Consider the following 26,038-nt stretch of genomic DNA (forward strand, 5'->3'; position numbering starts at 1 on the left):
ATGAAGGTGGAAATTTGAACGCACACGTCTTCACATTACTGGCCCTCCTCGGCGTACTGTCCTCCTGCCACAAGGATCGCGTCATGAAGCAGGAAGTGAATCGCACAGGTCGGGTGGAGGGCAATGCGGAGACTCAAACCGAATACGAAGCGCCGGTGGATGAGAGCGTGAATATTCCCGCGCAGATTACCGGGGCGTACCTCGTTTGTCTGAAGCTCAGTTCGGATCCTGCCGCCTATCAGCAGAAAGTGGGCTGCCGCGTGGAAGCGGAAGGCGGTGTGGTGGTCGAAGACTTCAAGGATCGCGTCGATCGCATGACCTGGACCCAGAAAAAGCAGGGTTCGGCCGTGGATATAAAACTTCTGACAGCCGAGACGCTCAAGGGTTGGGTGGCGCTCTTCAGCGTTCAAGCCGATCCCACAGCCATTCAATCGAAAGTGACTTTTGATCTGTCGTTTACCATGGACGGCGTGACGACGAGCGTAAAAACGGATCTTGTGATGGTCTGGAATGAAGACTGCGCCTTGCCACCCATTCAATTTGAAAGCATCGGTGACAAGCAGGGAGCGGGCACCGCGATCGCGGATCAATTCCGGGAAAGCCATGGCGTTCGCTTCTCGACGATGAGCGGAACGCCTGTGGTCCTGGCTCAGTTCAATCAGACGAATCCCAACCCTATCGGGTATTACGGAGGACCGACCAACGTCGGGAATTTCCTGGCGTCGGATCAGAACGGTGGCCGCTTCTTTATCACCGATCGGCATAAGCAGGCGGAGATGACGGATACGCTGGTCATTGAGTATGACAAGCCTGTGAAAGAAGCGAGTATGGACCTTGTCGATATTGATTTCTCGGAAACCTATGTGATTCGGGCGCTCAATGCTCAGAATCAGATTGTGAATGAAGTGCAGGTCGCGGCCCAAACAGTCGGGGCACGCGATGGACAGCTGAGCCATCACGTGGTGAGAACCCCGGACGGCTCGGCCACCATCACCAGACTTCAGATCTTTGGTTTCAATCCGCCCGGAGCCCTCGGCATTGGCTTTGGCATTGATAATATCGCTCTGCGCTGCGCGCGCTAAACCTTGAAGACAGACTTCAGTCCCGCTATAAGGAATGGCCGCCCTGTGCGTTGGTTCCGGTGGCGTGACTGAATCCCCGTCTACGAGGTGAATAACCCATGAAAAGTTTTGGCAGCGACAACCATTCGGGCGTGCATGCGGACGTGCTTGCGGCTATCCACGAGGCCAACGCCGGTCATGAGCCGGCTTATGGTGCGGATGCTGTAACAGCGAAAGCAAGGCAGCTTTTTCAGAATACCTTTGGACCGGATGCCGAGGTCTTTTTCGTCTTCACAGGGACTGCGGCCAATACCCTGGCCATTCGTGGGCTTTGTCATCCTTTCGAAGCGGTGGTGGCGACGTCATGCGCGCATCTGAATGAGGATGAGTGCGGGGCTCCCGAGTTCGTGGCGGGCAATAAGATCCTCAGTTTTCCGCCTGTGGATGGGAAGCTTGCCTTGGATGTCATCGACCGCCTTAAGATCAATCCAAGCGATCCGCATCGCGTGGTACCGAAGCTCGTGACACTCACCCAGGCTACGGAGCTTGGAACGGTCTACAGTTTAAGCGAACTGCGGGCCATCACCGAGCGTGCTCATGCGCGCGGACTTTTGGTGCATATGGATGGGGCGCGACTGGCGAATGCTGCGGTTCATTTAGGTTGTGAACTTGGAGATGTGACGACGGCTGTCGGTGTGGATGCCCTGAGTTTTGGCGGGACGAAAAATGGACTTTTGTGTGCTGAGGCTTTGGTGTTTCTGAAAGAAGATCTATCCCCTTCGTTTGCATTCATGCGCAAGCAAAGCATGCAGCTGGCCTCGAAGATGCGTTATCTTTCCTGTCAGTTTATTCCCTATCTTCAGGATCAGCTGTGGAAGAAGAATGCCACGCAGGCGAATGCGATGGCGCTTTATCTGCGGGATCGTTTGACTCAACTGCCAGGAGTTGAAATTCCTTATCCCACTCAGGCGAACGAAGTGTTTGCGATCCTGCCTCCTGCTATCGGCAAGCACATGCAGGTGCAGGCGCGAGCTTATGCCTGGGATGGGGCCTTGCATCGGTTTGTGTGTTCGTTCGATACGACCCGCGCGGATGTGGACGAGTTATTCAAGGGGCTTTGAAACCTAGGCCCAACTCATGACAGATCCCTTGACTGCAGGGATCTGTTCGAGGACTTTCCCTGTCAAAATCTTCGACGTTTTTTCTAGCCTTCTTCCCTGAAATTTCATTAGATTCGGCCTCGCGGCTTTGGTTTTAAACTTGCTTTATTAACCTTGGCCGATATTGGATCTAACCTTGGAAGTGATCATGACGATTTTTGGTATTGATTTGGGAACCACCAATAGCCTTATCGCGCTCTATCGCGACGGTCGCGCCGAGCTGGCTCCAAACCGTTTCGGTCAGGTGCTCACACCGTCGATAGTCAGCCTGGATGACAACGGCGCCCTGATAGTCGGGTCTTTGGCTAAAGAAATCAGTATATTACAGCCTCATAAGGCGGCTCGGGTCTTCAAGCGCGGTATGGGGTCGACGCAGCGTTACAATGTGGGTTCAGCTTCCTATACGGCCGTGGAACTCTCGTCATTTGTTCTGCGGTCCCTTAAAGAGGACGCGGAACACCATTTTAAAATACCTGTCACCCGGGCTGTTATCAGCGTGCCCGCATATTTCAATAATCATCAGCGCCAGGCCACCATTCAGGCTGCTCAGCTGGCTGGAATAACCGTGGAACGTCTGATCAATGAACCCACGGCTGCAGCTCTGGCTTATAGCCTGCATGATCAGGAGGAGGATGCGCACATCCTCGTCCTCGATTTAGGCGGCGGCACCTTCGATGTCAGTATCATCGAGAAATTCGACGACATCATGGAAATTCATGCCAGTGGTGGGGACAATTTCCTCGGCGGCGAGGATTTCACCAAGGTGATGGAAAAAATTCTCGGCGAAAAAGCCGGACACCTCGCCCAGGACGCTGCCTTCGTGCGCAAGACCCCGCAGTATGCTGAACAGCTGAAAGTGGCCTTGGCCAATACAGACATGGCCAGTCTCGAAATTGTCGGCGCTGCTGATCGGAAGCGGATCGAAGTTTCAAGGCAGGAATTCGAGAAGAGGGCCGAGGAACTGATCGAGCGCATCAAGGCTCCCATCCTGCGTACGCTGCGCGATTCGGGTCTCAAACCTCAGGACATAACTCATGTGGTTCTTGTCGGCGGCAGCACGCGCCTTTTCTTTATGCGGCGGCTTGTGACCTCGCTTCTGGGCAAGATGCCCACCTCTCACCTCGATCCGGATACCGTGGTCGCGATCGGTGCGGCTTCGCAGGCTGCGTTAATTTCGAAGAATCAGGGTATAGCTGACAAGGTCCTCACGGATGTCTGCCCCTATTCCCTCGGTGTGGAAATTGCCCAATCGAGTGGTTCGGGTCAGTACGAAGCGGGCATTTTTTCGCCCATCATCGAACGCAATCAACCCATTCCTTGTTCACGCTCGGAGCTTTACAGGCCCATCCATCCGAAACAAAAAGAACTTAATCTCAGGATCTTTCAGGGGGAATCCCTCAAGGTTGAAAATAACATCCTGATCGGGGAGCTCTCAATTTCGCTCGGCAGGAAAGAACCCGAGAAGGAAAGCATTGAGGTGCGCTTCACTTATGATATTTCCGGGGTCCTGGAGGTCGAGGCCACGGTGGTGAGCACAGGAGCCAGGCATCGGATCATAATTAATAACAGCGCCTCCCATCTGAGTGATGCAGAGTTGAATCAGCGCTTTTTGGAGCTGGCTGCGCTGAAGATTCATCCGCGTGACCAGGCGGCCAACCAGCACCTTCTGACCAAAGCCGAAAGACTTTATGAAGAGACTTTGGGTGATGTCAGAAATTATCTCAGTGAACTGATCATCACCTTCAAAGGCATCCTGAATCAGCAGAATCCCCAAGAGATTGAGAAAGCGCAGCAGGACTTCGCGGAGCGGCTGGCCGAAATCGAAGGGAGATTGTGAAGTGAAGTATTGGGAAGTCCTGGGGCTTGCTCCAACCGAAGACATTAAAGAAATCAAACGCGCGTATGCCAGGCATTTGAAAACTCTTGATCTCAGTAAGGATGCGGCCGCTTTCCAGGTTCTGCGGGAGGCATATGATCAGGCCCTCGCAGCTGCCAAAGGTGTGAAGCAGGACGTTGCTCCGACCACGGCTCCCCCTCTTGTGATGAAACCCGTCGCAGGGCCCGGTACATTGGAGCCGCAAGACCCGGATATCAATCTTGAGGCTGAAATCAGGACTCGCAACTTTCAAACGGCTATGGACGCGGGGCTCGCCGAACTCTTCAAGCGCCTGATGCTGGACTATGGAGAGAAGGCCTGGAGTGTCTATATACGGCGCAGAAGCGAGATGGGGGAGCTTGGGTTTGATGGGTGCTTGCAGTGGGATCACAGGGTTTTTATGTGCCTTGTGCATTGGTCGGGGTCACCTTTTCCAGGAGCCTTTGCCGAAAGGTTCGCGCAGCATGCAGAGATTTTTCAGGACATCAAGTATCAGAAGGCTTATCCGTATGCCTTCTTTCTTTACTATGGGAAGCTGAAGAGTTATCGCAGCCTGCTCGAGAAGATCCGCAGAGATTCCAAGGATGCGGCATGGACCTATATCCTGGCCGCTCGGAGTGAGGCGTCGCATGAGAAAGCGGCTCGCAATTTGGTGACGTGGGCTGCTATGCGTCGACTTTTGGTTACCCTCGAAGACGAGAGTCCGGAACTGCTTCACACCATGTTTCACCAGGATACACTGGCGTTCTGGCAAAACAAGACCCGGGGCCTACCTCCGATATGGACTCCACGCGGCTTTCTTTGGGGGCTTTGGGGTGTGATGTTTCTTCCGGTCATTCTCACGACTTCTCTGGGTTGGGATCTGCGCAAGGATGATGCCGGCCTCAACCTCCTTGGCACCTTTGTCTTTGGCTATTTCCATCGCTGGTTTTTCTATGCGCTCGCCAACGTCCTGCGCTACCGTCGCATCGGGCGGCTCGACGATAGCCTTGCGAAGGTGCTGATGCGCCCCAAAATGCGCGTGGCCTCCCTGGTGACGGCGGTTATCGCTGCTGTCGGCTGCTACCTGCTGCCGCTTCCATGGGCCGGCATCCTGCCCATTCTTTCTCTTTTTGCGTTCTGGCTCGCTCTCGGCCCTACTTATTTCCAGATGGCGATACCGAACGGGATTGTAGCCATGCTTGTCATCGTGGATCTCATCCAACGAATGCCAGAGAATAACGTGTTTCTGGCGACGTTCGTGCCGGTCACGTATGTGGCGCTGGGAGTCTTGTATGTCGTGCGACTCGGTTACGCCCGCGTTGTTGATCGTGTCCCGTCGTGGATTTCACCGACAGTTCGAGGTTTGATCCTGTTCTTTGTTTCAGGATTGATTGTGAGGTTCGGTCTTCAGTTGATTCTGAGGTTGACGGGATCCTGATGAGTGGGGGGCGCTTGCTGTCTCATCCTGATAGCCCCATCAGGCATCCATGAGCCATTGAACGATCAGTAGAAACTTGATATCAACTTGGCCAAGAACGAGAACATGTCCTCATACTATCCATTGAAAAAATGAACCTTGGTCTCGGCCTGGAATCGCCAAATTCCACCGAATTCTTACTGCCGATATTCCCAACACGTCCATCCAAGTCTTAAACAGATTTGGAGCAATGGATTCCATGTACTACGCGAGGCACAGTCCATGCATCATGGACTGCCATCAACCAAGAGGACAGATCATGACTTCAAAAAGCCTGACTATGATCGCACTCGTCGTTTCCCTGGCTGCCTGCAAAAAAGACGCTGATTCAGCGTCATCTCCATCGAAGCTTGAAAACGGGTTTTACATGGAAGAGACCTTTTGTGATGAAGATCAGTTTATAACCGCCACATATGTCTCTGGCGAAAACTATAGCTTCGCTTATCTCTATGTGACCCCCGAAACATGTGAAGCTTCCAATATTTCAGAAGCCAACGTGATAGCTTATAGTTTGGAACCGGCCGGAAAATTTTCTGACTTCGTCAAAGAAGCTGCCGAAGCCGGTTACACTGTTCGTGAAAAGAATGGGGCCATCCAGATCGTAGCTAACGATGGCAGTATGGAAAGTATTCGAACCAGGAAGATCGGTGCAGTGGATCGCAACAAGGAAATCAGTCTGAACGTGTCTGACGTTAAGATTGAGAAGCAGGATGATATGAGAAATATCAGCCTCAGGGTGAGCGTCAACGGCCCTGTGCTGAGTTATGAACCCTCTGTGTGGTGTGATTCATCGGTTGAGGCAGGAACGACTTCGCGACTTGATAAGGTGGAGTTCCAAGGACAAGGCACGTCCTTTACGGTGCAGGCCGTTGTCAATGATCCCACGGACTCCAACCGATATACCTTTCCAGCCAAATGCCAGGTATCCATCGGAATCTATATTGAGTCCGAAGATACCCCTGGGACAGCATCCCGCACTCTTCTTGATATAGCCTTTGGAAATAAGTTCGGAGTTGAGTAGCAAGAAACCGCGGCCCCACTGCGCAGAAGCTTGAGGAATCGGGCTTCCGCTGGTGGAGGAACCGGGCTGTAGGGATCATTCTGAACTCGCCTTGCACCCTTCCCGGACTAAAAAGACACTTTTTACATTTTCCTGACCATCCGGCTTAATTTGCGGCATCCGCCTGCAACCCGCGTGTTTGGGTCAGCAAGGCTTTTGTCGTGTTGATGTTCTACCCCGTGGGATTCGATGGAAATATGGCTACTATATCATGCCTAAGCATTTTGCTCAGCAAAGTGGGCTTGATAGGAGGTATTACTGATATGTTTCCTGAAAATTGATACTATTCCATGTCATTGCATACTGTCGTGTCGTCGTGGAACCATTCGATCCCAAATCCTAATTCCGTTTCCCTTGGGCAGCCTTTTCTCATGACGTCGTATTCCAGATCAAAGCACGACGCGGATTTTCCAGTGCAGTCTTCGGGTAGAGACTCCCGTCCTAAACTCCCAAAATAATCCATGCAAGTATCAGAGGTTTGCCTATAACAACCGCCTATCAGCTTTTCCTCAAAATACTCGTCAGCTAAGAAAACTTCTTCAAGACTGATTTTGGGGCAAGAGCCATTACGGTCTCCGATTGTCCTGGTAACTGGAAAACATGTGAGAGTCGAGCTGCTGCCATCCGGATAGTTCGCTTTGGTGGTGAGATCGTCCACTTGTTGGAAAGAAGCGGAGCTGCCTTCCAGCACACAAGACTTGTCAGCTGCATTGCCAACTCCTTTAACCATTGCCAAACTGCTATCGCGCATTTCCCATGAAAAGCAACCGACCAAGTTATCCTCAAACAAAATCTTGCCATTCTTTTCATTCGTACTTTAGCTTTCGACAGACGCCCGCAATTTTTTGCTGCGGAATGGATGGCGAAGGTTACGCAGGGTCTATCCGCTGTCATTCTATCGGTTGGTGATTCTCCACGACCCAGAAAAACCTGAGCACGGCCATGGAATTGGCGTGAAGGTGTTGCTCCTCGGCATGAAAGCTCCGCCGAACTATGGTGAAAAATTCCCGAAGGATTTCGAGTCGAGCTTTATCAAGGTGGAGGATAAATACAAACCGGCCTTCGTTCCTTTCTTTCTGGAAGGCGTCGTGGGCATGACGGAACTGAATCAGGCCGATGGCATTCACCCGAACGAAAAGGGTAATGATATCCCAAGGTCAAAGAACTTCTTTAACACTCGCATGAAAAATAGGAGGCCTCTATGGCGTTGGTTGAAGTCAGGCAGGTATCGAAGCAATTTCAGCAGGGAGAAACGGTGATTCCCGTGCTGCGTGATCTCAGTTTCGGCGTTGAGGCCGGAGACACCGTGGCCATCGTCGGGCAATCCGGTTGCGGAAAATCCACGAGCGGGAACCTCGATACCGCCACAGGGGGCAAGGTGATGAATCTTCTCTTCGATGCTGTGACGCAACGCGGCATGAGTCTCATCCTCGTCACGCATGATATGCAGCTGGCGTCCCGCTGCAAAAAACGTCAGCCTCTGGTTCAGGGCCAACTGCAAACACTCCGCAGCAAACTACTGAGGCTCTGCCGCATGCGAGTCTCGAAGTGCTATCAGCGATGATGTGCGCGTCCGGGTTGCTGCGCTCGGATCAGCTTCGATGGTGCCGCGAGCGTTTCGATCGAGGGTTTCGAATCCACAAAAATCGAAGGGGAAACTGCGTTAAATTGCTTTCTTCCAAAATCGGAAAGCTCCAAGTTCAGATAAAAATGCCATAGAAATATTCAATTTTCCGTCCGCACCGGTTGATTTCACTGGCGGAATGCCGAAACCTCTACTGGAGGGGTGAGCTTTCATGTCGCATTCAGCCCTAAGGATTATCGAAGATATAGACCAGACGCCGCGCACCGTTATCTGTCTCGTTGAGGACAGCGTAAGCGGACAGCGCTATGCGTTTAAGCGTTTGCGAAATCCTTTGCCCAACCCCTATGAATTGGCCCGCTTGCGCCAGGAGTATTCCACGCTCCAGGACCTCGATTCCGATCGCATCATCAAAGTCAAAGACTGGGAGCGCCTGGGTGAGCACTACGGCATCCTCATGGAGTTTGTCCCGGCCAGCAACCTGCAGCGGTATTTGGCGTCCCAGCCGAAGCTCGATCTGGGTGCGAAGCTCAAAGTTGCCGTTGAGATCGCCAAGGCTCTGCTGGACGTTCATCAAAAATCCATAATCCATCGCGACATCAATCCCCGGAATATCCTGATTCTGCCGGAAAGCCTGACGATCAAACTCATTGATTTTTCGATAGCGACTCAGGTGCAGTTCGATAGTCTGAGCGGGGAATCCAAGGACAAGGGTTTTGAAGGCTCACTCGCTTACATGTCGCCTGAACAAACGGGACGCATGAACCGCCAGGTGGATGCGCGCAGTGATCTTTATTCATTCGGAGTCACTTTTTTTGAATTGCTGACCGGCAGCCTGCCTTTTGCTGCTGACGATCTGCTCGGCTATATCCACGCGCATATCGCGAAAAAGCCTGCGCCAGCCTCGTCTCTAGTGCGTGAGCTTCCGGTGGTCCTGGACCGCGTGCTTCATAAACTTCTGGAAAAGAACGTCGAGGACCGCTATCAGACCGCGAAAGGACTTCTGGCTGATTTGGAAAACTGCCAGCGGCAGTGGACAGAGACGGGAGACATCCAGGATTTCGAGCTGGGATCCCAGGATTGGAACGAGATCTTTACGGTCAGCCCCAAGCTCTATGGACGTGAGCGGGAATGCCAGCAGCTATTGAAAGCCTATGATAAAGCCGCCGATGGAAGCTTTCAGATCGTGGCCGTCGCGGGTCACTCGGGTATTGGCAAGACCTCGCTGATCAAAGCCGTGGATCCCTTGATCGTGGCTCATCGCGGTTTTTTCATCAAAGGCAAGTTCGATCAGTTTCAGCGCAATCTCAGCCTGAGCGCGGTGCTGGCTGCCTTCAAGGATCTTGTAGCCCAAACCCTGCTCAGACCTGAACATGAAGTGATGCGACTCAAGCAAAGACTCGACGGTGTGCTGGGACCACTGAGCACGGTGATCCTGGATTTGGTGCCGGATTTCAGCGTGCTCCTTCATGCGGCTGGACCGATTCCTGCCTTGCCTGCTGCAGATGCCAGCCGCCGGACCTTGCGGGCCCTGATGGACGTGCTCCGCGCCTATGGCCTCGAAAACTGTCCTGTAGCGTTTTTTATGGATGACGTGCAGTGGGCGGATCAGGCCAGTCTGGAATTTATTCGGGAACTCAGTTCGCTACAGAATCTGAAAGAAGTCCTTTTGATTCTGGCCTATCGGGATAATGAAGTGAGCGTGGCCCATCCTCTGAGTTTGATCTTCGATGATGTGGAAAAAAAATGCCCGATTCGTCGCATTACCATAGGGCCTTTGTCCGAAGCGGATACGAGGCTTCTGGTCGGGGATGCCGTCCATCGGCATGATGCAGCCAGCGCGGAGCTGGCCCAGTGGATCCAATCCCAGTCGGAAGGCAACCCCTTCTTTATCACCGAGGTGCTTAAGGATATCGCCCATCGCAACCTGGTCACGTTTGCGAGGGACCGTGGTCACTGGACCTGGAATATCCAGACGATTATCAGCCAGCGATCATCGGACAACGTCGTCCAATTCCTTTTGGATCGGATCAACGATCTTCCCGCGAGCTGTACGGATCTGCTTAAAATCGCCTCGTGTATCGGGCATTCCTTTGATCTTAAATTCCTGGCCGTCCATACGGGATCAACCCCCATTCGTGTTCTTGAACAGCTCATTCCTGCGCTGAATAGGGGGCTCCTGATCTGTGTAACGGGCGATGTCCCCGTCCTTCTGAATAATAAGGACAAGGACCTTCAGCAGATCATAGAACTGCGCTTTCGACATGACCGCATTCAGCAGGCCGTCGATTCCATGCTGAAGGTTGAAGATAAAGCCAGCATTCATCTGCAGCTGGCACGGATGACAAAGTCCTTGCCTCAAACCAGGCGAACGACAATGGAATTGGCTGCTCATTACTTCGAAGCCAGTTCTCTGATCACCGATCCGGCTGAACGCGATAGCATGCTCGTGGCTTTGAGTGACGCCGCTCAGGTGGCAAAGCTTTCGAATGCTTATGATAGCGCCTATCGCCTGCTGAACCTGGCGAGACAACTGATGCCCGAATCCTACTGGACGCGGCAGCACGATCTTGCCTACAGGATCTATAGCAGTTTCTTTGAGGCCACATTCCTGACCTCACGGTTCCAGGAATCCGAACCCTGTGGACTTCTGCTTCTGCAGCACTGCGAGACTTTGCAGGAAAAAATCGAAACCCTCTATAACCTTTGCTTTCAGTATGCCGTTCAAGGACGTGCCGAGGACTCGCTGAGACTGGGCCGCCAGGCCCTGGGTCTTCTTGGGGTCAAGATACCGAAAAAGCCCAAGCTCTATCATACCGCGATCAACCTTATGCGCTTTCGTCGTCTTCTGAAGCAGACGAGTTACGAAAATCTAGTCAATGCACCCGAGATCACCGATCCTCTGAAACGCCTGACCCTGAAAATCATGTTTGAAATGACAGCCGTCGGCGTCAATACCGGCGAGAAGCTCCTGCTCGGCTTTCTGATCAGCCGGTCGGCGGAGATCGCGATTCGCTATGGCAACTGCCCGGAAAGCGCCTACGCCTTCGTTCTTCAGGCCAGTATTCTGCAGATTGCATTCAATGATAATGAAGGGGCGAGGCGCATTGCGCTCACGGGTCTCGCGATCATGGAAAAAATCCCCGGGGTAGCCCTGCGCGGCCGCATTCTCGGTTGCTATGCGAATTTTGTTCACAGCTGGCACCTGCCCTCGTCGGAATATGCCGGACATGTGAAGCGCGCTTTGGAAGCTGCGTTTGAAGACGGTGATCTGCTCTGGATCGCCGCGACCGGGGTTTCCGTCGTGAATGCGACGCGCGGATTGACTTTACAGGAATCGATTCGGGAACAAAGCAAATACCTTCTGATCGTGAGAAATACGAAGCATCGGGAGTTTATCGAGTTCGGCATGGAAGCTTTGGGCTATATGCTCTGTGTGTCTGGCCAGACCGCAACGCCTGTGTCTTTGTCGTTTGAAGGCTTCGATGAACAGAAATTCGAAGAAGAGTGTGAAGCCTCACGCTATTCTTTGAACCTGGCCTTCCACTATATGAATAAAGTGGACGTGCAAATGTCCCAGGAGCAGTGGGTCGAGGCTCGCGCCTACCTTAAGCGCATGGACAGGCACAAGGAATCTCTGAACAGCCTTGTCACGGTTTTTGACTATCATATGTATCACTGCCTCCTCATCGCGCAGGAGGCTCAGCATGGGTCCAAAGCTCAAAAATTCGTGGCTGCGACGAGAATCGCGAAGATCCTGCGCTTTGTGAACGCCTGGGCGGATTATAATCCCGAGAACTTTGAATTCTATCGCCTCTTCCTGACTGCCATTCAGAATAATGTGAAGGATCAGTTCTCGGAAGCCGCGCAAGGTTTTGAGAAAGCTCTGGCCTCGGTGCGGAAATTCAAGATGATGCGGCAGGAGGCCTTGGTGCTGCAGGTTACCTTCAAGTTCCATCAGAACCGGGGAATCCTCACAATTGCCAAGGTCTATCTGCAGAAGCTCCTGCATGTTCTGCATGTCTGGGGAGCCAAATCCAGAATAGACTTTTTAAAGAAGAGCTATCCGGAGTTGATTGATGATGAGGGCAGTCAGATGCCCGAGACCTATACGGCAACGCTTGCGCCCGCGCGTGGATCTCAAAATTCCCTTCATACGATGGCAGGGCAGTCGAATCTGGATATTGATAGCATGAGTCTGATCAAAGCCAGCCAGGTGCTGGTGGGCGAAGTCAGACTGGAAGCCCTGCTGCAAAAAATCGCCGTCACTCTTCTGGAAAATGCAGGGGCCGACCGTGCCGCCTTGATTTTAGGTCCGAACGCCGAGGGGCGGTACCAGGTGAAATTTGTCCAGCAGGCCGGAGATAGCCAGGTCTTGATCCTGGAACAGGATCTTGAGACCTGCACAAACCTGTGCCAGAGCCTCGTTCGATCGGTGGCGCGCAGCGGGAAAATCGCGATCATCAGCGATGGTCCCGCAGCCTCGGAACTGAAAGATGACCCCTATATGCGGAAGGAAAAGCCGCTGTCGCTGCTCTGCGTCCCCATGCGCAATCAAGGGCGCCTCGGCGGTGTCATCTATCTGGAAAACCGCATCACCCGCGGAGCTTTTACGTCCGATCGCAAGCAGATAGTCGAGGTTCTTGCCACGCAGGCCGCGATGTCGATAGAAAAGGCTCAGCTCTATAGTCATATGGAGCAGAAGATCGAAGAGCGAACCCGCGATATCCGTTCGATTCTTGCGAACATCCAGCAGGGTATTTTCACGATCAAAGGCCCCCAGCTGACCGTGGATGATGATTATTCGATCTATCTGGAGACTCTGTTCGAACGCAAGGGTTTGGCCCGCATGTCCATGGAGCAGCTGCTTTTCTCCCAGTCCAACCTGGATGCGGATCGGAAAGCTTTGGTGAAGAATGTTCTGCTCTCCAGTCTGGGCGAGGATCTTCTGGCATTCGAACTCAATGCCGCGCATCTGCCTTTTGAAATGACGATTCATGCGGGTGGAAGCATCAAGCAAATCGAAATGGACTGGCATCCTATTTCAGGGCCTGATAATCGGGTCGCGCAGATTCTGGTGGCCGTTCGCGATGTCACCACACTGAGGGCCCTGCAGGCCGAGACGACCCGCAGGCAAATGGAGCTTGAGAGAATTGGGGAACTGCTCAGCCAGCCCGCGCCCCATCTTATCCGCTTTTTTGCAGAGGCCTATCAATTGCTGGAGGAGTGTCTGCAGACTCTTCAGCGCCCTGAAATGGACCCGGCGCTGGGCAGCCTGAGTCGATCGCTTCATACGCTGAAGGGACTGGCCCGAGGCAATGGTCTTAAGAATCTCTCGGCGGCCGTGCATCATGTCGAAGATGAGCTTGTCCAACAAAATGGCGTCAAGGGTTTGCAGGATCTCATAGCCTCCATCCAGTCCTTAAGAAAAGTCCTCGACGAGTACCAGGAGCAGTTTAAAAAACTGGTTCCGGCGCTGAAGCAGGATGGTCTGGACACCGACGATTATGCTGCTCTGGTGAAAGACCTGTCGAAACTGAGTCAGCTCAATCTGGGCGCGGACATGCAGGCGAGAATCCGCTTCTGGCAATCGCGGCTGGCGGGTTCCGATGCGTCTCCACTGGATCAATGGTTGAAGGCCTATCAGCCGAAACTGGCCGAAATCGCAGGAGCCCTGCACAAGAAAGCCCCGGCTTTGGTCGTCGTGGCTCCGCCTCTCCATCTGTCTGAGTCCGGTGCCCGGACCCTTGAAAGAATTTTAACGCATCTTTTCCATAACGCCGTGGATCATGGACTGGAGTCGACGGAAGAGCGAATCAAAATTGGCAAGACCGAGCAGGGGACGCTCACCATTGTTGCGAAGATCGAGCATGAGCGGTTCATCATGCGATTCGAGGATGATGGCAGAGGGTTGGATCTCGATGGCATTCTGGCGAAAGGCCAGCGCATGGGTCTTTGCTCAGCCGAGGAAAGAAATCCAGACAGGATCGCCCAGCTTATCTTTCATCCAGGATTTTCCACGAGCAAGAGCTTGACGGAAATCTCCGGTCGTGGGGTCGGGATGAATGCCGTGGAAGCGGAAATCAAAGCGGCTGGCGGATCTGTTGAAATTCAGCTGCTGGGAAATCCTGAAGCCCGGTTCCGCCCCTTCGTGTTCGTCATCGAGCTGCCGCAAAGCGAGATGCTCGACCCAAAGGATGCTGCCAGCGAACGCAAAGTATCCTAGCCGTCAGGATCTTTTCACTCTCATCTTATTCGCAATCTCAAGATCGACCAGCACCTTGCGCAGGGCCAGTTCGCCTTGCAGGCCGCGCGCCGACCAGCGAAGCGCATTCAGCAGAAGCTTGTCTTTCGCAGCCGCGGGCAGTTCAGAGCTAAGCTGATCGCCATCAAGCCTGGCCTTGAACATCGTGCAAAGCTCCTCATGGTTTTCCAGGCTCTCGCTCAATAGGTTCAGGCTGGCCCGTGACCAGGCATCCGCACCGCCGACCTTCAGCTTCATCAGATCACCAAAACCGGCCTGAGAGCCCATGCGATTCAACTTTAAAATATCAGGGCGAAGCGGCTTTCCATCCGCTGTCTCCGTCACGGCAAGGGATGGAAGCGGTTCGGGATCCGGCATGCGTATCACACCGAGCTGGCGATCCATCTCTTCATTGGCAATGCGATCCGCCTCGGCGTTCTCTTCCCGACGAATCCAGCCGATCTGCCAGCGAGCGATCCCGCGCAGGGCCTCCAAGGCTTTTTGCTTCAACTCATCCATGCGGGGATGTTTGGCCTGCCATTCGCCCGAGACCTGCATGACGACCAGCTTGCTGTCACCAAAAAAATGAACATACGTCAGACCCAGGTCTTTAGCCATGGCAATGCCCATCAGGAGTCCATGGTACTCGGCTTCATTATTGGTTGCCGATTCCAAAAAAAAGACCCGCTGTTGGCCACCTTGCCAGTCCGAATACGCTGCGCCGGCTGCAGGGCCGGGATTTCCACGTGATCCACCATCAAAATATATTTTCACGGGATCGAGCGACATGCTTGGGCTTCCTTCAATCGAATGGGCGAGTGCTCAGACTATCGCAAATTCAAAGAGGAAGCGCGAGGAATTTGCGCTACATCGCTGCATTCTGAGTTAGGGACGCTGTCCAAAGTCTGGTCAGATCAAGGGGCGGAGCCAATCAAAGAAACCGCGCATGCTCTCAATGCTTCTTCTGACGCTATGGGGATCATCCAGTCCATGATCGCCGTTGGGAACCATCCAGATCCGAAAGCCGTCCTTCCGCAGAGTATCCACGCGATCACGCGGGGCGCAGGAGTCGGATTCGCCGATCACGAAGACCGTGGATTCCGGGAATTTGCGGAAGCGGTGATATTCTTCATCCAGATGAAGCTGGGGGCTCAGGGAGATGATGAGGTTTTTGGGATTGAGTTTCAGGCCGGTATTCAGAGCTTCGGCCAGGATATTGTTGCCGAAGGAATAGGCGGCGATGGTCTGCTTGTGTTTGATCGTCTGCTGCGACCAGTCCGTGCAGAGGCGGCTGACGGAGCGGCGCAGAATCGGACGTTTGCTGGCATCGCTGATGAACTCGGGTTTATAGCCGACGCAGGTGGCGGCGAGGCCGACTTCGAGATGAAGATTGGTGAGATAGTAAAGCCAGGGCCGGTCGTAGCGATAGCCGCCGCCGCTGAGGACGAGCAGTGATCCGCGTTCCTCTTTGCTGCTGAGCGTTTCCGAAAGAGGATCGACCCCATCATAGCGACTGAAATCCAGACTGATTTTTTTCATGGCCGTCTTCACGACTTTATTCCTTGGTCTTGCGCAGAGCATATTTCCAAAGAAGCTGCTGCGAGCTTATGTAATCCGTATTGAGGACGCGAAATTTTTCACTGAGGACGGTCGCGCAGTTCTTATAGAACTGGGCTTTGGTTGCATCGCCTTCCCGGTCCAGGAAGCTTTCAAAAAGTCCCGCTTCCAGCGTGAAAAGATAGGACTGCGCATCGGCCGATACCGTCGCCGATCGCGGCGCCTGATCGAAGAGGCTCAATTCACCGAAGCTGTCACCGGATTTTAAAGTGGCGAGTCGATGGGCATCGCCGGTAAGAGTGTCGCGCTTATAGACGGACAACTGTCCACCGAGAATAAGGAAAAGACCGCGGGATGGTTCACCCTCGATCACGGCATGGGCGGATTTTTTTACCACCTGGATACTGCCAAGGCTCCAGATGCGCCTTCTTTGCTCTTTGGAGAAGGTGCGAAAAAGGAAGATCGCAAGCAGCTGCTCGGCGCCCCAATCGAGGTCCCGATAGAGGTCGATTTGCGGTATCGAGAACGGTTTAGAGAGATCTTCCATGTCTGCTTTGCTCCAGAGTTCAGTCTAGCAAAGCCCTGAAGGAAAAGAGACGGCACGGTTTTGCCTGGTCCCGCAGCTTTTGGTATTTCCTTGAAATTCATCCGCCATGTGGCAAGATTCAGGCACATTTCCTGGAGGGGCCCGATCATGTCACAGAGCGTTAAACGGGTGTGTAATCTATGCGAAGCCATGTGCGGCTTGACCATCGAACTGAGCGATGACCAGTCCATGACCATTCGCGGCAATAAGGCTGACGTTTTCAGCCAGGGGGCTTTCTGCCCCAAATCGCAGGGTCTCAAGGACCTTTGGCAGGATCCGGACCGCGTGCGCGGACCTTTGAAAAAAGTAAACGGCCAGTTTCAACCGATCGCCTGGGAAAAGGCCTTCCAGGAGATCGCCGACAGGGTCAATGCCCTGCAAAAAAAGTACGGTCGTTCGTCGATCGCGACCTATGCCGGCAACCCCAATACCCATAATTTTGGGAACCTGATTCTGCTGCCCATGTTTTTACGCGGGATCCGTTCGCACAATAAATTCTCGGCGACTTCGGTCGATCAGCTGCCGCATATGCTCGCGAGTTATCTGATGTTCGGGCATCAGCTGCTCCTGCCGATCGCGGATGTGGACAATACCCGCTACATGCTGATGTTCGGTGCGAATCCGGCCGTTTCCAACGGCAGTCTTCTGTCCTCGGCGGGCCTTTCCACAAAATTGAAAGCCATTCAGCATCGAAATGGAAAGGTCGTGCTCTTCGATCCGCGCTATACCGAGACCGCCTCGCTCGTATCGGAGCACTACTTTATCAAGCCGGGAACGGATGCCTTTTTACTCGCGGCGCTGGTGAAAGAAATCTTTGCCCGCAAGATGGTGAAGCCGGGTCGGCTTTCCTCCATGATCAAAGGCCTGGATCAACTGGAGCCCTTGTTCAAGGACATCGACCTCGATCAGGTCAGCAGCATCACAGGCGTTCGGCGTGATGTGATCGAACAGGTTGCGAAGGATCTTCAGACCTATGAGCCCGCGCTCTGTTACAGCCGCATGGGCGTCTCGACCCAGGCTTACGGAGCCGTGTGCCAGTGGCTGATCAATCTGATCAATATCCTGACCGGGAACTTTGATAAAAAAGGCGGCGTACTTTTCACAAAGCCTGCCGTCGATGTTGTCGAATTCGCCACCCGCGCCGGCAGTCGCGGGAGTTTCCGGCGCCGCAAAAGTCGGGTGCATCAGCTGCCGGAATTCGGCGGCGAGATGCCGGTCGCCACGCTTGCCGACGAAATCCTTACGCCCGGCGAAGGGCAGATCAAGGCCCTGATCACGATCGCGGGCAATCCCGTGATCAGCACACCCAACGGCCGTAAACTGGAAAAGGCTTTGGGTGAACTGGAGCTGCAGGTCGCGATTGATTTCTATCAGAATGAGACAACCGCGTTGGCTGAATATATCCTGCCGCCGACATCCTCGCTGGAGCATAGTCACTACGATTTGATTTTCAATGCTCTCGCTGCGCGCAATATCGCCCGTTTTTCACCCGCCATCGTGAAGTCACCCGAGGGGAGCTACGAGGATTGGGAGATCCTGCTCGAACTCTGGGCACGTATCGGTTATCAGGACGGCCTCGTCGATCGCTCGAAGAAGTTTCTGGTTAAAAAATCCATGCAGGCCCTGGGCATGGAACGCATCGTGGACCTTGGCCTGCGCATCGGGCCCTATCGCAAGACGGGACTGAGCCTGAAAAAGCTGAAGGAAAGCCCCGATGGCATTGACCTCGGGCCTCTGGAACCGACCCTGCCCCAGCGCCTTTACACCAAGGATAAGAAGATTGATCTGTGCCCGGCGCCGATGCTCGAAGCCTTTCAAATCTTCCGTAATGACCCGGCGTGGAAGCAGACTCAACAGGATGAAGCGGACGAGCTGTATTTGATCGGCCGGCGCAATCTGAAGAGCAACAACTCCTGGATGCATAACCTTCCAAGCCTCGCCAGGAGCAAGAACCAGTGCTATCTGATCATGAACAAGGACGACGCCAGCCGCAGGAATATCGTCGATGGCAGTCAGGTCCAGGTCAGCAGTTCGGTGGGCAGCATTGAAATTCCGGTGATGCTGAGCGATCGCATCATGCCCGGCGTCGTGAGCATTCCGCATGGCTGGGGACATGACAGAAAGCAGGTAAAACTCACTCTGGCCCGGAAATCGCCGGGAGTGAGCCTGAACGATATCATGGACGATCGGCAGGTGGATCTTTTCTCAGGAAATGCGATTTTAAATGGCCAGAGGGTGCGCGTAGCCAGCCTTGTCCAATAAAAGCATGGATTTTGCAGGAAAAGACTCGATTTTACTCCTGCATCCGTTTTATGATGGGGAGATATATCCAAAAAAAATCGAGAGGACGATGCCATGCCAATGGTCAAAATGCGGGACGGGAGTTCTGTTTTTGTTCGGGTTCTGGGTCGTGGTCAACCCGTTCTTATGCTCCATGGTTTCGCCCTGGACAGTCGGCACTGGCTTCCTCTGATTGCTCCTTACCTGAATTCCTTTCGCTTCATCATGCCTGATTTTCGTGGACATGGCCGCTCCGGGATCGGTGAACTGCACCGCTCCCGGGTGCTCGATACCCTTTGCCATGACATCGACGATATCCTGGATTCCTTGCAGATGGAGAAAGTTCTGCTCTGTGCCTATTCCATGGGCGCTCTGGTCGGACTGGAATATGCCCTGCGCCGCCAGGATCGGATTGCACGTTACCTGCATATCGAAATGAGCCCGCGCTTTCATAATGCAGAGGACTGGACTCATGGTTTCAACCCGCAGCTGATCGAGCAGGCCAAGGCTCTGGTCGATCTTTGGGGGCAGAAATCGTCTGATGCCGGGGGCTCCTATCGCGCTCTGGTGCAGGAGCTGGTTCGCCAGGCCTTTCCCCAGCGCTGGATCATGCAGATGGTCGATGCGCTGCCGCTTCGGCTCCTGGAACCCATGCTGCCTCACCCTGAATTCACCTATGAAATATTCTGCTTTCTTCTGGAAACCGACTTTGATGTGCGCCCGCGCGTCCCTGAGTTTCAGATTCCTGGGCTGATCATGAGCGGCCGCCATTCCCGTTATTTTCCCTGGGAAGGCTCGGACTGGCTGCATCAGAACTGGGAGCAGAGCGAGCATATGGTCTTCGATCATTCCGGGCATGGGCTCATGTATTCGGAGCCTCTGAAGTTCCGGAGGGGCTTTCAATGTTTTCTGAACAATGAATTGCAGCGTATTCATGAGATCCGTAGCAGTCGCAACTGGCTGCGTCTGCGGACAGCTGGATAATCTCACTCACATAGATTAAGCTCAGCAACAGCACGCGGGGTATGGCCTAGGCCTAACCCCGCGTTTGCTTTATGGGCGGCATGAGGTGCAGGCCCCTGGCTCTGGCGCATAACGGAATATATCTTGCCTCCGAAGTCCATGATGCTATAGTTAGCGCAACTTCTCACAATATGTCTTCCTGTCTTATGCAGAGCCAGAAGGAGTCCGAGCCATGTTTGACGTCCCAAGCAAAACGCTCGAAACAGCGCCACTCTCCATGATTCCCACGCTGCCGGAAAGCATCGTGGAAACGCAGCAGTTACTGGAGATCATGCGAAGACAGGATCAGTTTTTCGCCACGGGCATGACTCTGAACGAAGAGTTTCGCCGGGCTCAACTTGTGAAACTACGCAAGGCCGTGGAAAAGCACGAAGGCAGTCTTCTGCAGGCCTTCGCCAAGGATCTGAGAAAATCAGGGACAGAGGCTTACTTTGCCGAGATCGGCGTGACCCTGGCCGAGATTCGCCATGCGCTGCAGCATCTGCGGACCTGGATGAAACCGGAGCGCTGCCCAACGCCCATGGCACTGGCTCCGGCGCGTTCGGAGATTCGCCGCGAGCCTTTGGGCCGCTGTTTGATTTTGAGTCCTTGGAATTATCCTTTGCTCCTGACCATCACACCCTTGGTCGCCGCTCTTGCAGCCGGAAATACCGTGGTGCTCAAACCATCCGAACTCGCGCCGGCCATGTCTCAGGCGGTTCGTGAACTTTTGGAAGATACCTTTCCTCCTGAACTCGTATGCGTTCTGGAAGGCGGTGTGGAGATGAGCCGTCTGCTGCTGGATCAGCGCTGGGACCTTATCTGTTTCACCGGAGGTACGGAAGTCGGTCGATCCGTGGCGCAGGCCGCTGCGAAGCATCTGACGCCTTGTATCCTGGAGCTGGGTGGCAAGAGCCCCTGCCTTGTCAGCCGCACTGCGGACCTTAAGGTTGCGGCACGGCGGATCGTTTGGGGAAAATATTTGAACGCAGGTCAGACCTGTCTGGCTCCTGATTATATTCTGGCTGAAGAAAGCATACATGATGCCCTGGTTGCAGCCCTGCGCGCCGAGATTCAGCTGCGCTTCGGCCCCGAACCCTTGAATAATCCGCAGCTGCCGCGCATCATCAATCATCGGCATTTCCTGCGGCTGCAAAAAATGATCGCACCCGGCACGGTGATTCACGGCGGACGCTGCGATGCCGAAGCCCTTTTGATTGAACCGACCCTTGTATCCGCAAACGATCGCAGTTCACCCGCCATGCGCGAAGAAATCTTTGGCCCTGTGCTGCCGATCCTCAAGGTGAAAAACCTCGCGGAGGCCAAGGCCTTCGTCAAGGCCGGTGAAAAGCCTCTGGCCCTTTACCTTTTCACAGAAGAGCGCGGGGAACAGGACGATATCCTCCGCACCATTTCCTTTGGCGGCGGCTGCATCAATGATGTCCTTGTGCATGCCGGCAATCCCGAGCTTCCGTTTGGAGGCGTGGGTGAGAGCGGCATGGGCGCTTATCACGGACGCCATGGTTTTGAATCCTTCTCGCATCGAAAAGCGGTAGTGCGGAATAATACCTTTATGGATCTTCCTCTGCGTTATGCCCCTTGGGGGCGATTCAAGGACAAGGCCTTCCGGCTGTTTCTCAACTGAGGCGCGGATATGCGGCGTGAAGATTGGGTTGCCATTCGCTATGTGAAATCACTTCTGGCCACCGCATTTGGTCAGGAGCATCGTTCCTCGCTTTTAGCCAGGGCTCAGATTGATGAAGCGCTTTTGAATGATCCGGGCGCCATGGTCACCACGGCCCAGTATTCACGCCTCAGCCGCCTTCTCATGATGGCCTCGCGCGATGAAAGTTTCGGCTTTACCGCGCATGGCCTGAAGCCAGGCACCTTCGCCATGATGTGCCAGACCATCATTCATGCCGAAGAGCTGGAGCAGGCGATCAAAACCTGCACGCGCTTTTATCGGCTGGTGACCGAGGATTTCAGTCTTCATCTGAAGCGGCATCAGGATACGGCCGTGATCGAGCTGCGTATCCACGAGCCCTTGAAAGGCCCGGCCGGTTTTTTTACGGAAGCCATCTTTGCGATGCTCATGCGGCTTTTTTCATGGCTTATTGATAAACCGATAGTTCCCCTGCGCGTGGACTTTGCCTTTGGTCCCGAGGACAGCGGCCATTCCTTTGAACGGAAAATACCGGGCGAGGTCTGCTACCGCCAGCCCTGTTCGCGCCTCCATTTCCCCTCGCAGCTACTGCGTGAGGTTATCAAGCATGATCGCATTGAACTGAGGGAGCTTTTGGAAAAGGAAACGCATCGCTTCCTCACCGATTTTCGGAAAGAAGATAGTTATAGTGCCCGCATTCGTCATTCGCTGATGCATGATGAGGACGTCATGAACAAAAGCCTGGAGGCCTTCGCGCGTGATTTCGGCATCAGTCCGTCCTCGCTGCGCAGAAAGCTTCGGGAAGAGGGTCAGAACTTTCACGACCTGCGCGAATCCATTCGCAAGCAAAGATCGCTTTATTTCCTGAATCAAACGCACAAGAGCATCGACGCGATCGCCGCCGCCACAGGCTATTCGGAATCGTCGACCTTTCATCGCGCCTTCAAAAAATGGACGGGACTGACGCCTCAGGCCTATCGGCAGAAACCTCAAAGCCGCCATGACATGGGTTGATCAGCCCTTGACGTGACCATTTCTGCCAATGAAGGTGATCACTCCTGCCATTGCCATGAGTCGGGATTCTTCCTACAGTTCGGCTAAAGCACGCTCAAAGACAGCCAGACAGGGAGTATCAATGACTGGACATGCCTATATCTATGATGCCGTACGGACTCCAAGAGGCAAGGGCAAAGCGGATGGGAAGCTTTACGAAGTCAAACCCATCAGTCTTCTGACTCAGCAGCTGAAAGCCCTGCAAAAGCGCAACAATCTTGACACCAGTCTGGTCTCCGATGTGGTGATGGGCTGTGTGACCCCGGTCGGGGAACAGGGGATGAACATCGCGAAGTCTGCAGCAATGCTGGCGGACTGGAATGAATCTGTCGCGGGTGTGACCCTGAATCGTTTCTGTGCATCCGGTTTGGAAGCCATCAATCTGGCCGCCGCCAAGATTGCCTCGGGCTATGAAGATCTGGTTGTGGCCGGTGGCGTGGAATCCATGTCGCGCGTTCCGATGGGCATGGACGGTGGCGCCTGGGCCCAGGATCCTGAGACCAACCTGCACGCAGGATTTATGCCCCAGGGTTTGGGTGCGGATCTGATTGCGACGCTCGAAGGTTTCAACCGTGAAGCGGTGGATCAGTTCGCAGCGCATTCGCATGCGAAAGCAGCTCGCGCGGAAAAGGAAGGCCATTTCCAAAAATCCCAGGTCCCCGTTGTGGATCAAAATGGTCTTGTGATCCTCGATCGCAATGAAATGATCCGTCCTGACACCAATCCTTCCACTCTGAATCAATTGAAAGCCTCGTTCGCAAAAATGGGCGACATGGGCTTCAGCACCGTGGCCTATCAAAAATATCCCGCGGTCGAGCGCCTGAATCATGTGCATACCGCAGGCAATTCCTCGGGTATCAGTGACGGCGCGTCCGCAGTCCTGATCGGCAGCAAGAAGATCGGTGATCAGCTGGGCCTCGCTCCCCGCGCGCGCATTCTGGCCACGGCAGCCATCGGCTCCGAACCGACGATCATGCTCACAGGTCCTGCGCCTGCAACCCGTCTGGCACTGAAAAAAGCCGGCCTCGATTTCAAGGACATCGACCTCTTTGAAGTCAATGAAGCCTTTGCCTCGGTGGTGATGAAATTCCAAAAAGACACCGGCGTTCCCTTTGAAAAAATTAATATCAACGGCGGCGCGATCGCCATGGGCCATCCGCTGGGAGCCACCGGCGCGATTCTGACCAGCAGTCTTCTGGACGATCTGGAACGCCTGAATCTGCGTTACGGTGTGGTCACGCTTTGTATCGGTGCCGGTATGGGCATCGCCACTGTCTTTGAACGAATCGGATGAGGGGATAGTCCATGAATGATATTCGTTTGGAAAAAGATTCGAATCAGATTGTCACCCTCACCTTTGATGCTCAGGGACAATCCGCCAATACCATGAACGCCGCGTTCCGTGATTCGCTGCGTGCGGTCACCCAGAAAATCGTCGCGGATAAGGCCAATATCAAGGGTATTCTCTTGACCTCCGCGAAGTCCACGTTCTTTGCCGGCGGTGATCTGAAGGAATTGAGCCAGATCGGTCCAGAAGATGCCGATAAGGTTTTCGCCATGGTGGAAGGCATCAAGGCCGACCTGCGCACGCTGGAAACTCTGGGTGTGCCCGTGGTCGCTGCGATCAATGGCACCGCTCTGGGCGGCGGCTGGGAAATCGCGCTGGCCTGTCACCACCGTTTGCTTTTGAACGATCCGAAAGTTCGCATCGGTCTGCCTGAAGTTTCGCTCGGCCTTTTGCCCGGCGGCGGCGGCGTGGTCCGCATGATTCGTCTGCTCGGTCTGGAGCAGGGCATGCCCCTTCTGATGGAAGGGAAGCAGCTGGCTCCTGACGCCGCTCTGAAGATGGGTCTTGTGCATGGACTCGGAAACTCCACCGAAGACCTGAATGAGAAGGCGCGGCAATGGATTCTGGCCAACCCCACATCGAAGCAGATCTTCGATCAGGAAGGCTATAAGGTTCCTGGTGGCAACGCCAAGACACCGAAGCTTGCCGAGATGCTGCCCATCGTTCCCGCGATGCTGCTCGATAAAACCAAAGGCTGCTATCCCGCACCGGAAGCCATCCTGGAAACAGCTGTGGAATCCCTGCATGTGGATGTCGATACCGCTTTGCGGATCGAAAGCCGCTACTTCGCGAAACTGGCCACGGGTCAGGTTGCGAAGAATATGATCTCGACCTTCTGGTTCCAGCTGAATGCGATCAAAGCCGGGGAAAGCCGTCCCAAGGATTTCCCGAAACAAAAATTCCAGAAAGTGGCGGTGCTCGGTGCCGGCATGATGGGCGCGGGCATTGCCTACGCTGCGGCGAAAGCAGGCATCGAAGTTTATCTGAAAGACGTGAGTATCGAAGCCGCGGAAAAAGGCAAACAGTATTCCGCGAAACTTCTGGATGGCCGCCTGAAAAAAGGCCAGATCACCGAAGCCGACAAGGCCGCGTTCCTGGAACGCATCAAGCCGGTTGATAACTATGAAGCACTCGCCAACTGTGAACTGGTCATCGAAGCGGTCTTCGAAGATCGTCAGGTGAAAAAGGACGTCACGGAAAAGACCATAGCCGTTCTGCCGAAGAATGCGATCATGGCCTCGAACACCTCGACGCTGCCGATCACCAGTCTGGCCAAGGCTTCGCCCTATCAGAATCAATTTATCGGTCTGCACTTCTTCTCGCCTGTCGACAAGATGCAGCTGGTCGAAATCATCCTGGGCGCGGAAACCTCGCCGGAAACTCTGGCCCGCAGCTTCGATTTCGTACGGCAGATCGATAAGATCCCCATAGTGGTGAATGACAGCCGCGGGTTCTATACCTCGCGCGTCTTCGGACTCTTCACCCAGGAAGGCATCGCGATGCTGGCCGAAGGTCAGGCTCCGATGGCCATCGAGCGCGCGGCTCTGCAGGCCGGCATGCCGGTCGGTCCCCTGGCTGTGTCCGATGAAGTCAGTCTCTCGCTCTTTGATCTGGTGCGCAAAGCCACCGAAGCGGACCTTGCCAAACAAGGCAAGCCCGCACCGAAACACCCGGCGAATGCCGTGGTCGACCGCATGCTTCATGAATTCGGACGCAAAGGCAAGGCCGCCGGCGCCGGATTTTATGAATATCCGAAAGATGGGAAGAAATATATCTGGCCTCAACTGAGCAGCCTCTACCAGGGATCACCGCTGCCCTTCCAGGACCTGAAGGATCGACTCCTTTTCATTCAGGCTTTGGAAACCGTCCGCATCTATGAAGAAAAGGTGCTGATGTCGGTCGCGGATGCCAATATCGGCTCGATCTTTGGTTTTGGTTTCGCGCCCTGGAGCGGCGGAACACTGCAGTTCATCAACAGCTATGGAGTGCGTGCCTTCACGATGCGCGCCCATGAGCTGGCGGAACGCTACGGTGAACGTTTCACGCCGCCCAGGCTGCTCATTGAGAAATCTGAACGCAACGAAAAATTTTAAGGAAAGGAGTCACA

At 54.1% G+C, this 26,038-nt stretch carries 17 protein-coding genes; 13 read left to right on the plus strand and 4 right to left on the minus strand.

The window, feature by feature from the left end:
* Positions 1 to 14 precede the first annotated feature (14 nt).
* The 5 genes from VFO10_RS23715 (at position 15) to VFO10_RS23735 (ending at position 6,577) form a co-directional block, all read left to right on the plus strand.
* Positions 15 to 1,082: a hypothetical protein gene (locus VFO10_RS23715; protein ID WP_325144475.1), complete on the plus strand. Its 1,068-nt coding sequence runs from the start codon at positions 15 to 17 to the stop codon at positions 1,080 to 1,082.
* A gap of 98 nt (positions 1,083 to 1,180) precedes the next feature.
* Positions 1,181 to 2,182 (plus strand): threonine aldolase family protein, encoded by a 1,002-nt coding sequence (locus tag VFO10_RS23720; RefSeq protein WP_325144476.1) that lies wholly within the window; start codon positions 1,181 to 1,183, stop codon positions 2,180 to 2,182.
* A 187-nt stretch (positions 2,183 to 2,369) separates the two neighbouring features.
* Positions 2,370 to 4,058: an Hsp70 family protein gene (locus VFO10_RS23725; protein ID WP_325144477.1), complete on the plus strand. Its 1,689-nt coding sequence runs from the start codon at positions 2,370 to 2,372 to the stop codon at positions 4,056 to 4,058.
* A 1-nt stretch (position 4,059) separates the two neighbouring features.
* Positions 4,060 to 5,517 carry a hypothetical protein gene (locus tag VFO10_RS23730; protein WP_325144478.1) on the plus strand — a complete coding sequence of 486 codons (1,458 nt, stop codon included), beginning with the start codon at positions 4,060 to 4,062 and terminating at the stop codon, positions 5,515 to 5,517.
* A 268-nt stretch (positions 5,518 to 5,785) separates the two neighbouring features.
* Entirely contained in the window at positions 5,786 to 6,577 is a 792-nt protein-coding gene (locus tag VFO10_RS23735; RefSeq protein WP_325144479.1) for a hypothetical protein, read from the plus strand.
* Positions 6,578 to 6,899: 322 nt separating this feature from the next.
* Here the strand turns inward: VFO10_RS23735 and VFO10_RS23740 are convergent, their stop codons facing one another.
* Entirely contained in the window at positions 6,900 to 7,406 is a 507-nt protein-coding gene (locus VFO10_RS23740; protein WP_325144480.1) for a hypothetical protein, read from the minus strand.
* Between the two features lie 411 nt (positions 7,407 to 7,817).
* Between VFO10_RS23740 and VFO10_RS23745 the strand changes: the two genes are divergently transcribed.
* Together VFO10_RS23745 and VFO10_RS23750 are read left to right on the plus strand one after the other, a co-directional pair.
* On the plus strand, positions 7,818 to 8,180 hold the full coding sequence (locus VFO10_RS23745) for an ATP-binding cassette domain-containing protein (RefSeq protein ID WP_325144481.1): 363 nt from the start codon (positions 7,818 to 7,820) through the stop codon (positions 8,178 to 8,180).
* Positions 8,181 to 8,412: 232 nt separating this feature from the next.
* On the plus strand, positions 8,413 to 14,424 hold the full coding sequence (locus VFO10_RS23750; RefSeq protein ID WP_325144482.1) for a protein kinase domain-containing protein: 6,012 nt from the start codon (positions 8,413 to 8,415) through the stop codon (positions 14,422 to 14,424).
* 3 nt (positions 14,425 to 14,427) lie between these two features.
* Here VFO10_RS23750 and VFO10_RS23755 read toward each other — a convergent pair whose 3' ends face one another.
* From VFO10_RS23755 to VFO10_RS23765, 3 genes are all read right to left on the minus strand, one after another.
* The gene (locus VFO10_RS23755; RefSeq protein ID WP_325144483.1) at positions 14,428 to 15,231 is read right to left on the minus strand and encodes a ribonuclease HI family protein; all 804 of its coding nucleotides are present in this window, start codon (positions 15,229 to 15,231) and stop codon (positions 14,428 to 14,430) included.
* A gap of 120 nt (positions 15,232 to 15,351) precedes the next feature.
* Entirely contained in the window at positions 15,352 to 15,993 is a 642-nt protein-coding gene (locus tag VFO10_RS23760; protein WP_325144484.1) for a hypothetical protein, read from the minus strand.
* 4 nt (positions 15,994 to 15,997) lie between these two features.
* Positions 15,998 to 16,546, minus strand: coding sequence for a cyclic nucleotide-binding domain-containing protein (locus tag VFO10_RS23765; protein ID WP_325144485.1), 549 nt, complete (start codon positions 16,544 to 16,546; stop codon positions 15,998 to 16,000).
* A gap of 147 nt (positions 16,547 to 16,693) precedes the next feature.
* On the opposite strand from VFO10_RS23765, the gene VFO10_RS23770 reads away from it, so the two are divergent.
* From VFO10_RS23770 to VFO10_RS23795, 6 genes are all read left to right on the plus strand, one after another.
* Positions 16,694 to 18,847 (plus strand): molybdopterin-dependent oxidoreductase, encoded by a 2,154-nt coding sequence (locus tag VFO10_RS23770; protein WP_325144486.1) that lies wholly within the window; start codon positions 16,694 to 16,696, stop codon positions 18,845 to 18,847.
* A gap of 93 nt (positions 18,848 to 18,940) precedes the next feature.
* Positions 18,941 to 19,849, plus strand: a complete 909-nt coding sequence (locus VFO10_RS23775) for an alpha/beta hydrolase (protein WP_325144487.1) — start codon at positions 18,941 to 18,943, stop codon at positions 19,847 to 19,849.
* Positions 19,850 to 20,060: 211 nt separating this feature from the next.
* Complete coding sequence (locus tag VFO10_RS23780) at positions 20,061 to 21,512, plus strand: aldehyde dehydrogenase (protein ID WP_325144488.1); 1,452 nt, start codon at positions 20,061 to 20,063, stop codon at positions 21,510 to 21,512.
* Positions 21,513 to 21,521: 9 nt separating this feature from the next.
* Complete coding sequence (locus VFO10_RS23785) at positions 21,522 to 22,544, plus strand: AraC family transcriptional regulator (RefSeq protein WP_325144489.1); 1,023 nt, start codon at positions 21,522 to 21,524, stop codon at positions 22,542 to 22,544.
* Between the two features lie 121 nt (positions 22,545 to 22,665).
* The gene (locus VFO10_RS23790) at positions 22,666 to 23,877 is read left to right on the plus strand and encodes an acetyl-CoA C-acetyltransferase (RefSeq protein ID WP_325144490.1); all 1,212 of its coding nucleotides are present in this window, start codon (positions 22,666 to 22,668) and stop codon (positions 23,875 to 23,877) included.
* 11 nt (positions 23,878 to 23,888) lie between these two features.
* Positions 23,889 to 26,024 (plus strand): 3-hydroxyacyl-CoA dehydrogenase NAD-binding domain-containing protein, encoded by a 2,136-nt coding sequence (locus VFO10_RS23795; RefSeq protein ID WP_325144491.1) that lies wholly within the window; start codon positions 23,889 to 23,891, stop codon positions 26,022 to 26,024.
* Positions 26,025 to 26,038: the final 14 nt, after the last annotated feature.

This window comes from Oligoflexus sp., assembly GCF_035712445.1.
Classification (GTDB): Bacteria; Bdellovibrionota_B; Oligoflexia; order Oligoflexales; family Oligoflexaceae; genus Oligoflexus.

Excerpts from the sequence above, each read along its gene's own strand:
- VFO10_RS23720 (WP_325144476.1), top strand. The coding sequence starts at position 1,181 with ATGAAAAGTTTTGGCAGCGACAACCATTCGGGCGTGCATGCGGACGTG.
- VFO10_RS23780 (WP_325144488.1), top strand. The coding sequence starts at position 20,061 with ATGTTTGACGTCCCAAGCAAAACGCTCGAAACAGCGCCACTCTCCATG.
- VFO10_RS23795 (WP_325144491.1), top strand. The coding sequence starts at position 23,889 with ATGAATGATATTCGTTTGGAAAAAGATTCGAATCAGATTGTCACCCTC.
- VFO10_RS23725 (WP_325144477.1), top strand. The coding sequence starts at position 2,370 with ATGACGATTTTTGGTATTGATTTGGGAACCACCAATAGCCTTATCGCG.
- VFO10_RS23755 (WP_325144483.1), bottom strand. The coding sequence starts at position 15,231 with ATGTCGCTCGATCCCGTGAAAATATATTTTGATGGTGGATCACGTGGA.
- VFO10_RS23770 (WP_325144486.1), top strand. The coding sequence starts at position 16,694 with ATGTCACAGAGCGTTAAACGGGTGTGTAATCTATGCGAAGCCATGTGC.
- VFO10_RS23775 (WP_325144487.1), top strand. The coding sequence starts at position 18,941 with ATGCCAATGGTCAAAATGCGGGACGGGAGTTCTGTTTTTGTTCGGGTT.
- VFO10_RS23735 (WP_325144479.1), top strand. The coding sequence starts at position 5,786 with ATGGACTGCCATCAACCAAGAGGACAGATCATGACTTCAAAAAGCCTG.
- VFO10_RS23790 (WP_325144490.1), top strand. The coding sequence starts at position 22,666 with ATGACTGGACATGCCTATATCTATGATGCCGTACGGACTCCAAGAGGC.
- VFO10_RS23765 (WP_325144485.1), bottom strand. The coding sequence starts at position 16,546 with ATGGAAGATCTCTCTAAACCGTTCTCGATACCGCAAATCGACCTCTAT.
- VFO10_RS23745 (WP_325144481.1), top strand. The coding sequence starts at position 7,818 with ATGGCGTTGGTTGAAGTCAGGCAGGTATCGAAGCAATTTCAGCAGGGA.
- VFO10_RS23785 (WP_325144489.1), top strand. The coding sequence starts at position 21,522 with ATGCGGCGTGAAGATTGGGTTGCCATTCGCTATGTGAAATCACTTCTG.
- VFO10_RS23750 (WP_325144482.1), top strand. The coding sequence starts at position 8,413 with ATGTCGCATTCAGCCCTAAGGATTATCGAAGATATAGACCAGACGCCG.